The sequence below is a fragment of the Micromonospora sp. RTGN7 genome, from assembly GCF_033804645.1.
In the GTDB taxonomy this organism is placed as follows: domain Bacteria; phylum Actinomycetota; class Actinomycetes; order Mycobacteriales; family Micromonosporaceae; genus Micromonospora.
This window is the reverse complement of the sequence record NZ_JAPZLF010000014.1, coordinates 160,343-169,637: the sequence shown is the minus strand read 5'-3', so window position 1 is coordinate 169,637 and position 9,295 is coordinate 160,343. Positions and strand designations below refer to the sequence as shown.

The 9,295-nt window shown below is 73.1% G+C and carries 10 protein-coding genes; 4 read left to right on the top strand and 6 right to left on the bottom strand.

The window, feature by feature from the left end; all coding sequences use genetic code 11:
- Window positions 1-255: 255 nt before the first annotated feature.
- The gene (locus SNR22_RS21360) at window positions 256-477 is read right to left on the bottom strand and encodes a DUF397 domain-containing protein (RefSeq protein WP_320068394.1); all 222 of its coding nucleotides are present in this window, start codon (window positions 475-477) and stop codon (window positions 256-258) included.
- Window positions 447-1,328 (bottom strand): helix-turn-helix transcriptional regulator, encoded by an 882-nt coding sequence (locus tag SNR22_RS21355; protein ID WP_320068393.1) that lies wholly within the window; start codon window positions 1,326-1,328, stop codon window positions 447-449. Before SNR22_RS21355 ends, SNR22_RS21360 begins: the two co-directional genes overlap by 31 nt.
- A gap of 628 nt (window positions 1,329-1,956) precedes the next feature.
- On the opposite strand from SNR22_RS21355, the gene SNR22_RS21350 reads away from it, so the two are divergent.
- Both SNR22_RS21350 and SNR22_RS21345 read left to right on the top strand, forming a co-directional pair.
- On the top strand, window positions 1,957-2,241 hold the full coding sequence (locus SNR22_RS21350) for a hypothetical protein (protein ID WP_320068392.1): 285 nt from the start codon (window positions 1,957-1,959) through the stop codon (window positions 2,239-2,241).
- A 101-nt stretch (window positions 2,242-2,342) separates the two neighbouring features.
- On the top strand, window positions 2,343-2,786 hold the full coding sequence (locus SNR22_RS21345) for a hypothetical protein (RefSeq protein WP_320068391.1): 444 nt from the start codon (window positions 2,343-2,345) through the stop codon (window positions 2,784-2,786).
- A 35-nt stretch (window positions 2,787-2,821) separates the two neighbouring features.
- On the opposite strand, the gene SNR22_RS21340 is transcribed toward SNR22_RS21345, so the two are convergent.
- Window positions 2,822-3,520 (bottom strand): PASTA domain-containing protein, encoded by a 699-nt coding sequence (locus SNR22_RS21340; protein ID WP_320068390.1) that lies wholly within the window; start codon window positions 3,518-3,520, stop codon window positions 2,822-2,824.
- 97 nt (window positions 3,521-3,617) lie between these two features.
- Complete coding sequence (locus SNR22_RS21335) at window positions 3,618-4,313, bottom strand: PASTA domain-containing protein (RefSeq protein ID WP_320068389.1); 696 nt, start codon at window positions 4,311-4,313, stop codon at window positions 3,618-3,620.
- A gap of 110 nt (window positions 4,314-4,423) precedes the next feature.
- On the opposite strand from SNR22_RS21335, the gene SNR22_RS21330 reads away from it, so the two are divergent.
- Complete coding sequence (locus SNR22_RS21330; protein WP_320068388.1) at window positions 4,424-5,965, top strand: hypothetical protein; 1,542 nt, start codon at window positions 4,424-4,426, stop codon at window positions 5,963-5,965.
- A 7-nt stretch (window positions 5,966-5,972) separates the two neighbouring features.
- Here SNR22_RS21330 and SNR22_RS21325 read toward each other — a convergent pair whose 3' ends face one another.
- Both SNR22_RS21325 and SNR22_RS21320 read right to left on the bottom strand, forming a co-directional pair.
- Window positions 5,973-7,451 (bottom strand): glutamate--cysteine ligase, encoded by a 1,479-nt coding sequence (locus SNR22_RS21325; protein ID WP_320068387.1) that lies wholly within the window; start codon window positions 7,449-7,451, stop codon window positions 5,973-5,975.
- A 325-nt stretch (window positions 7,452-7,776) separates the two neighbouring features.
- On the bottom strand, window positions 7,777-8,358 hold the full coding sequence (locus SNR22_RS21320) for a YceI family protein (protein ID WP_320068386.1): 582 nt from the start codon (window positions 8,356-8,358) through the stop codon (window positions 7,777-7,779).
- Window positions 8,359-8,458: 100 nt separating this feature from the next.
- Between SNR22_RS21320 and SNR22_RS21315 the strand changes: the two genes are divergently transcribed.
- Window positions 8,459-8,971 carry a MarR family winged helix-turn-helix transcriptional regulator gene (locus SNR22_RS21315; protein ID WP_320068385.1) on the top strand — a complete coding sequence of 171 codons (513 nt, stop codon included), beginning with the start codon at window positions 8,459-8,461 and terminating at the stop codon, window positions 8,969-8,971.
- Window positions 8,972-9,295 lie beyond the last annotated feature (324 nt).

Sequence of the window (9,295 nt, the reverse complement as noted above, 5' to 3'; positions counted from 1 at the left end):
CCAAACCCTCTCCCCCGACATCGACATCGACATCGACATCGACATAGGCCAACGTGAGACGGCGAGGGCAGCGGTCGCTGATGTCGGCGGAGTCGACCTCGCCCCGCCGCCCCCCCCCGGGCGGGGGGGGGGGCGGGGGGGGGGCCCCCCCGGGGCCGGGGGGGGGGTTCCGGCCCGGGCTTTCCGGGGGGGGGGGGGCCGGCGCGAAAATTTGGGGGGGGGGGCCCGCGCCCGTCGCGTCTTGGGTCTTCTCGATCACTCCCGCACGAACATGCCGTCCCTGGTACCAGCGACAAAGGCGTGCCATTCCACCGGAGCGAAAATCAGGGCGGGACCGCTCTTGTCCTTCGAGTCCCGTACTCCGACCGCCTCGGTCACGTACGCCACCTCTACGCAGTTGTCACAGTTCGGCCCGCTCTTCGAGCTCTTGAACCACGTCGCCCGCGTCAGGTCCCCACGGGACCCCTTGGTCGCCATTTCCACAACGGCTCCTCTGCCAGTTTTGCGATTTGTGCGATGGATTCCTCCGGGCGTGTGGCCGCTGCTCGAATGTGATCGAAGATGAAGCTGTACTTCTGCAGTTCGTCGCTCTTCTCCAGGAAGAGCCCACCCGTGGCGTTCTCCGCGTACACGACATCGGGATCACCCGCTTCTGGGAAGCTGAGGATGGTGAACGTGCCGTCCATGCCGGCGTGCGCCCCTACCGAGAACGGCAGGATCTGGAGCGTCACGTTCGGCAACTCCGCCACCTCCACCAGCCGCTTGAGCTGACCACGCATCACCGCGTCGCCGCCCACCGGCCGGTTCAGCACCGCCTCATCGAGCACCACCCACAGATCGACCGGATCGTCCTGGGTCAACAACGACTGGCGGCCGAGTCGGACACGCACCCGTTGTGCGACCTGGTCGGCCGTGAAGTCCGGGCGGGCGGACCGGATCATGGCCGAGGCGTACTCCTCGGTCTCCAACAGCCCCGGCACGACCTGCTGCTCGAACGCCCGGATGGAGCTCGCGGCCGACTCGAGGCCGACGTACGCGCCGACCAGAACGGTGCTGTACGGGTGCCACCACCCCTTCTGCCGGGCCTCCCGGGCGATCTGCACCAGCTCGTCGCTCTCGGCGCCGGACACCCCGTAGATCAGCAGCATGTCGCGGACGTCGCGCGGGGTGGCGGTGGTGTGGCCGGTCTCGATTCGGGAGATCTTCGACGCGGAGCACTCCAACTGCTCGGCGACCGTATCGATGGTGATGCCGGCCCTGTCGCGGTGACGGCGCAACTCGGCGCCGAGCCGGCGCTTCCGAATGGTGGGGCTGCGCCGCTCGCTCACGGTGTCCCCCCACGGGCCACTGGGCCGGACCGATCGCTGCTCGCGCTCACCCGGTTACCTCCGGTCGATCGCGCCCGGGGTCGACGCCCGCCGGGGGCGCGACCGTCGAGGCGGCGGGCGAGCTTTCGCGGCAAGTCGATGGTGCCGGTCGTCGGCCGGCCGCGACGGCGAAACCGGCGTCCAGTGTGCCGCCCCGGGGACGGCGGCATCAAGCGCCTATTTCCGCGAGCCGCTCACGTATCGGCAAAAGTCGACATGCAACTTGCATGTGGCACGCCGCTGATGCACTCTGTCCGTAGGGATCAGGTGACTCGCTGTTCCGGTCAACCGGCCGGAGGTGGGCGCTCCACCGCAAGGGGAGCGTCCCGTCGAGGCACCTGGTCCGGGCACCACACGACGGACCTGCCCCGGCTCAAGACCCCGTCGCCGCATGCCGAACGGCTGCGACGGCGGGCGCGACGAGGCGGAGCAGTCGGGTGATGGTCGGGTGTCGGCACGCCACCAGCGGGCACAACCCGACCATCACACCCCGCCCGGCCGGTTCAGGGGGCACGACCCCATCGCCGGCGGCGACATCCCCGAATCACCCGCTGGCTACGTGCCGGCCGATCCTCCCCAGGAGCCCACTGTGCTTCCCCGCTCAGGTGACGTACTGCACGTGACTCGCGCGGCAAGTGTCCAGTTCCTCAAACCGATCATGTTCCGCGTGATCCGGGTGCACGACTGGCCCACGTACGACGGCTGGGTCTGGCTCGACGGCTACGAGTTGGACGCGACGGGGGACGCGGTCAACCGGCGGTCGATCTTCGTTCAGGCGGCCGGGCTTCGTCAGCTCCAGGCTGCGGCGCAGCCCCGGCAGCACACCGCCCATTCGCGCCGCCCGGTGGCCCGCACGCCGGTCCGGGTGGGCTGACCGCCGCAATCCCAGGTCGGGGACCGTGTCGGCGGCATAGGCTCGATACGCCCACCCCGGCGAACGTCTCCACCCCGCGCGCCCCGGACCCTGAACCTGGGATGGTCATGGTCATACTGCCCGCCGCGCGGCGGCACCACCGGTCCCGCACCCTCTACGCCTTCGGTCTGCTGGCGCTCCTGGGCGCCGTCACCACGCTCCTGGTGGTGGTCCGCCATCCGGGCCTGTCCGCCACCGACCTGGGCGCTCCGGTCCCGGCGCCGGAGATCACAGTGGTGGACGAAGGGCCCGATCCCGACCCGGTCCGGAACGACCCGACACACCTGCCGACGCCCGCCCCGGCCGGGGCGATCGACGTCCCCGGCCCGGCCGGGGCGGGCGCCGGCGCCGGAACCGACCCGCTCTTCGAGGCCCGCCGGGCACCGGGCGGGGCAGCCGACCTCCGGGACGACGTCAGCCGCTCGCTGTTCTGGACGGGAATCCTCGGCCTGGCCATCTCGCTGGCCGGGCTCGGACTGGTCGGGGCCAGACGCCGCAGGTGGTGAGCAGCCCGGCCCTCAGGAGGCCGCCGGCCGATCCGTCATGGCGTCGGCGTGGCCGTCGTCGTCGCCGTCGGCTCCACCGCGCTGGTGGTGGGTGCGGGGGCCACCGCGACCACCAGGGTGACCTCCTGACCGGCGGGGACCGACTCGCCGGGACCGGGATCGGTGCCGATCACCGTTCCGGGCGGCCGGTCGGACTCCCGGTCGGTGACCCGGTGCTCGATGCCGAACTGGTCCAGGATCCGCTCGGCCGCCGACAGGGACAGCCCGACCAGGGGCGGCATCGGCACCGCCGCCGCGGTGGTCGACGGCGGGGTGGTGGACGGCCCGGCGGTCGTCGCCTCGGTCGTCGGTGCCCCGGTCGTGGCCGGGGCGGTGGTCGGCCGCACCGAGGGGGTGCCCCCGGGGCCGGGGCTGTCGTCGGCCGACAGGGCCAGCCAGAGGCCGGCCCCGATCAGGCCGAGCAGCAGCAGCCCCAGGATGCCGAGCAGGATCGGCAGCCACCAGCGCCGACCGCGCTGCTCCTCGGCGTACCAGTCGTCGCCGGCCGGTTCGCGGTAGTCCGCCGGGCGCGGCGGCGGGACCCCGGCCCGCCCGGACCAGACCGGTGGGGTCGCCGGCTGATGGGCGGTCTCCCCGGGCCGGGGCAGCGGCCCGGTCTCGTCGCCCGGGCCGGGCAACGGGCGGGTGTGGTCGTCGGCGCCGGCGGAGGGCGGGTCCTGTCGGTCGTCGCTCATCGCACGTCCTCTCCCCACCGGGCGGGCGGCCTGGCCCTCGACGTCCACGCTAACCGCTGTCGCCGACATCGGCCGGGATCAGCGCGGCGAGCCGCGGTCAGGGGGTGGGGGTCGACTCCCCGCTCGGCTGCGCCGGCTCACTGCCGCAGGTCAGGGCCACCTCGCCGTTCCAGTACGCCGGGCTGTCGGGCGCCGGGTCCTGGGCGGTGACGATGCCGGTCCGGCCCGTGCGGTAGCGCGGGTAGAGGCCCTCGTCGACCAGGTCGTCGGCCGCGTCCGAGCAGTCGTCGTCCAACACGTCCGGAACGCTGACCTGGGGTGCCGGCCCGGCGACGTACAGCACGACGGTGATGCCCCGGCGCACGTCCGCCCCGACCGGTGGCTCGGTGCGCCGCACGTCCCGCCCCGATTCGGTGCCGAAGACCAGCCGCCAACCGAGCCGGCGGTCCCGTAGCTCGTCCCGGGCGTCCTCGAAGTCCGTGCCCACCACGGGCGGGACGGTCAGACCGGTGGGCGAGGCGGGCGCGGTGGTCCGGACAGTGGGCTCGGCGGCCCGGGAGGTCGGCGGCGGGGCGTCGGAGGGGGTGGTCGGAGCCATCGTGACGGCGTCCGCCACCGGCGGACCGGAGGAGGGGGCGTCCTCGCCCGCCAGCAGCCAACCGCCGGCCGCGCCGGCGGTCACCAGGAGCACGACGGCGAGGCCGCCGCCGAGCACTTTGGCCCTTCGCCCCGACCCGGCGTCTCCGCCCGGCTCGTCGGGGTACGTCTCCCGAGCGGTGTTCCCGTCCGTCATCGCGCCCACCACCTCATCACCGGCGACGGTACCGGGCCGCACCAAGCACCTGGGAGCGGGCTCTCCGCCACGACTCGCCGGGCCGACCTCGGGACGTTACGCTCCCCGGCATGGCCAGACGAGGCTGGGAAGGATCGATCGCCACGGCGGTCGGTGTGGCTGCCGGCGCGGGCGCGGCCCAGCTGGGCTTCGGCTACGGGCTGGGCATCATCAACTGGGCGGCGACGGACGTCGGCGCCGGCGAGACGGCCTGGGTGGCCAGTCTGGCCTGGGCGACCTGGATCGCGAGCACCTCGACGATCGCCGGCGCGGTCTGCGCCCAACGACTGCGACAGCGAGGCGCTGACGGATCAGCCCCGGACGCTCCCGCCGTGCCGCCGGCCCGGCCCGCGCCACACTCCGGCGACCCGCAACGGCCAACGACCGTCGACGCCTCCGCCACCAAGACGCCGGACGGCTCCGCCCCGGCCGATCCCCTCACCGAATCTGGGCCGGTCGACCCGGTCGCCCAGCCCGGTTCCATCGGCGTGGTCGTCGGGCCGGACCGCGTAAGCCCGACCGGCGTGCTCGACCCGGCCGGCGTGCCTGGTGACGGGCTCGCCGCCGGCTCCGACGCCACCGGATCCACGCCGGCCCGTGCCGGCTCCGGTCGGGGCGGCGACGGCGGGCTCGGATCGGCGGTGCTGGCGCTCGCCGGCGGCTTCGGCGCGCTGGTCACCGTGTTGTTGGTGGCCGTGCCGGCCCGGGTGGCGACCGTTCCGGCCGTTTCCGCCCCGCAGATCACGGCCGCCGCGTACGCCGGGGCGGGCGTGCTGATCGGGGTGCTGATTGCCGGGTGGGTTCTGCGCTCATCGGCAGCGGCGTTCGCCGTGATCGCCACCACCGGCTGGCTCTGGCTGCTCGCGGTGGTCGCCGTGGTGGACGGGGTGCTCGCCGGGCGTGGGCTGACCACCGCCCAGCTCGGCATTTGGCAGCTCAGCGCGGACCGACCCGGCTTCTGGCTCCGGGACTGGTTCTACTGGCCCGGGGCACTCCTGGCGCTGGCCTCGGCCCTGCTGATCGGGGCGCTGGCCGCGCGGCGTGCCGCCCGGTCTCCGCAGCACCGGCTCGGGGCGGCGGCCTCGGGGGCGGCCGGTCCGCTGCTCGTCGCGCTGGCCTACCTGCTGGCCACGCCCGGCATCGCCGCGATCGGGAGGGAGCAGGTGTCGGCACATCTCGTCGCGCCGTATGCGGTGCTGGCCGGGCTCGCCGGGTCGATGCTGACCGCCGCGCTGGCCCAACGCGCGGCGGCCCGGCGAGCCGGGCCGCCGATGCCCGCGCCGGTGACGGTGGAGCCGACGCGCGGAACCGGCGGGTCGGTGGCGGTGCCCCGGCAACGCCCCGGCGGAACCGGCGACGCCCCGGGAACGCCCGCCGCCGCACCGCTCGCCCTGAACGTCGGTGCGGGTGCCGAGCCGCCGGCCACGACCGTCGACGCGGCGGGCACCGGGTCCGGGGACGAGATCGGGGCGGCCGGGCGGGGCGACCCGGGCGCTGTACGCACGGCGGAGCCCGACGAGGCGGACGGCGTACCCGGGGACGGTACGGAGGTGGCCGCGACGCGCCGGTCGCCGACGGTGCCGAAGCCTCGCGGCGGCCGGCGTACCCGGTGAGCTCGGATCAGTCGACCGGCCAGGTGTGCACCGGCTCGTTGGTGCTCTGAAGCGTCGCGTAGCGCTGCACCATGTGGTGCAGGGCGGCGTCACGATCCATCCCCCGATGACGCTCGGCGGCCCAGACCGCCTCGGTCTGCCACACCGCACCGTTGCGCCCGGTGCGGCAGCGCTGCTCGATGATGCCGAGCAGGCGGTCCCGCTCGGCCGGTGCGACGCCGAAGCGGTCCAGGCCGGTCGCCGCCGTCGGTAGCAGGGTGTCGAGCACCAGCTTGGTCACCGGCACGTCCCCGAGGCCGGGCCAGTGCAGAACGGCGTCCAGGCCGCGCCGGGCCGCGGTGTGGAAGTTCTCCTCCGCCGAGCTGAACGTGAGCCGGCTCCAGATCGGCCGGTCGGCCTCGGCCAGCCCCCGGGCCAGTCCGAAGTAGAAGGCGGCGTTGGCCAGCATGTCGACCACGGTCGGGCCGGCCGGCAGCACCCGGTTCTCCACCCGCAGGTGCGGCCGGCCGTTCATGATGTCGTAGACCGGCCGGTTCCAGCGGTACACCGTGCCGTTGTGCAGCCGCAGCTCCGCCAGCTCGGGGACGCCGCCGGCGTGCAGGACCTCGACGGGGTCCTCGTCCTCGCAGATCGGCAGCAGCGGCGGGAAGTAGCGGACGTTCTCCTCGAAGAGGTCGAAGATCGAGGTGATCCACCGCTCGCCGAACCAGACTCGGGGGCGTACGCCCTGGGCCTTCAGCTCGTCGGGGCGGGTGTCGGTGGCCTGCTGGAACAGGGCGATCCGGGTCTCGGCCCAGAGCTGCCGGCCGTACAGGAAGGGGGAGTTCGCCCCGACCGCCACCTGGACGCCGGCGATGGCCTGGGAGGCGTTCCAGTAGTCGGCGAAGCTGTCCGGCGCGACCTGGAGGTGGAACTGGAGGCTGGTGCAGGCGGCCTCCGGTGCGATGGAGTCGTTGTGCGTCCGCAACCGTTCCACGCCGCGGATGTCCAGCTCGATGTCCTCGCCGCGGGCGCCCACGATCTGGTCGTTGAGCACCCGGTACCGGGCGGCGGTGGACAGGTTGTCGGCCACCAGGTGGTGCTCGGTGAGCGTGGGCAGGATGCCGACCAGGACGATCCGGGCGTCGGACCTTGCCGCCCGATCGTCGGCCCGGGTCAGGCTGCCGCACAGCTCGCGCTCGTAGTCGGCGAAGCCGCTGCCCTCGATCAGCCGGGGCCGGGCGTTCAACTCCAGGTTGAACTGCCCCAGCTCGGTCTGGAAGAGCGGGTCGGCGATGTCCGCGAGGATCTGTTCGTTGCGCATCGCCGGCTCGGCCGCCGGATCCATCAGGTTGAGTTCGATCTCCAGCCCGGTCATCGGCCGGTCGGCGTCGAACCCGAAGTCGTCCAGCATCAACGCGAAGACGTCCAGACACCGTCGGACCTTCTGCCGGTAGCGGACCCTGTCGTCTCGGGAGAAGGCGTCCTGCTCGACGTCCCTGCCCATGTGTCCTCCCGGGGCGAGGCGCAACGGGCGGTGTCGCCTCGCAGCGCGTGGTGAACCATCCACGGTAAAAGCGGCCGACGCGCCGGGCCAGAGGCCGACGCCGGGTGATCACCGCGACGGACGACCGCGGCCGGGGCCGGAGCGCGCTTCCGACGGGTCTCTACCCAGGTGGGCCTGCCCGCCACCACTCGCGGCGGCCCCCGTCCCGTGAGAAATCGCACCCGTCCCGTCGCGTCACCCGTGACGGCCGCCGGCCCGCGCCGACTGGTGCGACGCGGGCCGGCGGGGTTCCGGTACGAGGGCGCGAGGTTCTCGCGGCCGGGGATCAGGCCTGGCGGACGGCCTCGCCCTCGATCTCAAGCTTGATCTTCTTGCCGACCAGCACGCCGCCCGTCTCCAGGGCGACGTTCCAGGTCAGGCCGAAATCCTCGCGGTCGATCTCGGTGCTGGCGGAGAAGCCGAAGATGTCCTGGCCGAAGGGGCTGCGGCCGGTGCCCTCGAACTCGACCTCCAGCTCCACCGCGCGGGTGACGCCCTTGATGGTCAGCTCGCCGGAGAGGACGAACTCGTTGCCGTCGTGGGACTTCACGCCCGTGCTCCGGTACTCCAGGGTCGGGAAGGTCTCGACGTCCAGGAACTCGGGGCTGCGCAGGTGACCGTCGCGGTCGGCCTGGGCGGTGTTGATGCTGGCAGCCTGGATGGTCGCGACGACCGAGGACTGCAGCGGGTCCTCCGAGATCGTGATCGTGGCGGTCGCGTCGGCGAACTCACCGCGGACCTTGCTGACCATCATGTGCCGGGCGACGAAACCGACCCGCTTGTGAGCCGCGTCCAGCAGGTAGGTGCCGGCGGCGGGGATGGTGAGGCCGGCCCACTCGCGGGTGGCCGATCCGATGCTGCTGGTCATGGTGCTACCTCCAGGAGATTTTGTTCAGGAGCCTAATGACTGACAAAGCAACTATAGCTACAGCAACATTCCCTGTGTCAAGTACTGATACTATGGGCCGGTGGACCAGAACGTGTTCAACGACCCCCGGATCACTGCCGTCGGCCTGCTCATCGAGGCGAACGCCGGGCTGTCAGCCCGGTTCGCCGCCCAGTTCGAGGAGAACGGGCTCTCCTCGGTCGAGTTCGAGGTGCTGGCCCGCCTCGCCCGCTCACCCGGCAACCAGCTCAGAATGACGGACCTGGCCGCGCAGACCTCCCTCTCGACCAGCGGCGTGACCCGGGTGGTGGACCGGATGGAACGCGACGGGCTCATCTGCCGCCGGGCGTGTCCCTCCGACCGGCGCAGCTCGTACGCCGTGATCACCGCGGCCGGCCTGGGGCGGCTGGACAAGACCCTCCCCGGGCACCTGCGCATCATCGAGCAGTGGTTCACCGGCCAGTTGGAGCCGGAGGCGCTGCGCGCCCTCCTCAACGGCCTCAGGCGGGTGCGCGACGCGGTGCACCCGGGGGCGACGGCGGGCAGCGCCGACCCGGCCTCGGGTCAGCCGAGCGCCCCGACGGGCGACGACTGATCCGCCGCCCGCTCCGGGCCCGCTCCGGACCCGCTCCCGGCCCGCTCCCGGCCCGCTCCGGACCCGCTCCGGGCCCGCTCCGGGCGGACGACACCGGCAGAAAGACCGGCAGAACCCGCCCGACCAGCGGTAACTATCCGGGCGGAACGGACGAACTCCCCCACCCGAGGTGGCTAGGCTGACCTCAAGCGGGGGCGCACCGGGGGGTGCTGGCGCGAGCGATGAGCGAGGGGTTTCACCAGGGGGCTTCTTCGCTCGCGTCACCCCCGCGTCACCTCTCTCCCTCGGCGTGACCTCTCCGCCTCGGCTTCATCTCTCTTTCTC

Excerpts from the sequence above, each read along its gene's own strand:
- SNR22_RS21360 (WP_320068394.1), bottom strand. The coding sequence starts at position 477 with ATGGCGACCAAGGGGTCCCGTGGGGACCTGACGCGGGCGACGTGGTTC.
- SNR22_RS21325 (WP_320068387.1), bottom strand. The coding sequence starts at position 7,451 with ATGGGCAGGGACGTCGAGCAGGACGCCTTCTCCCGAGACGACAGGGTC.
- SNR22_RS21345 (WP_320068391.1), top strand. The coding sequence starts at position 2,343 with ATGGTCATGGTCATACTGCCCGCCGCGCGGCGGCACCACCGGTCCCGC.
- SNR22_RS21330 (WP_320068388.1), top strand. The coding sequence starts at position 4,424 with ATGGCCAGACGAGGCTGGGAAGGATCGATCGCCACGGCGGTCGGTGTG.
- SNR22_RS21340 (WP_320068390.1), bottom strand. The coding sequence starts at position 3,520 with ATGAGCGACGACCGACAGGACCCGCCCTCCGCCGGCGCCGACGACCAC.
- SNR22_RS21335 (WP_320068389.1), bottom strand. The coding sequence starts at position 4,313 with ATGACGGACGGGAACACCGCTCGGGAGACGTACCCCGACGAGCCGGGC.
- SNR22_RS21320 (WP_320068386.1), bottom strand. The coding sequence starts at position 8,358 with ATGACCAGCAGCATCGGATCGGCCACCCGCGAGTGGGCCGGCCTCACC.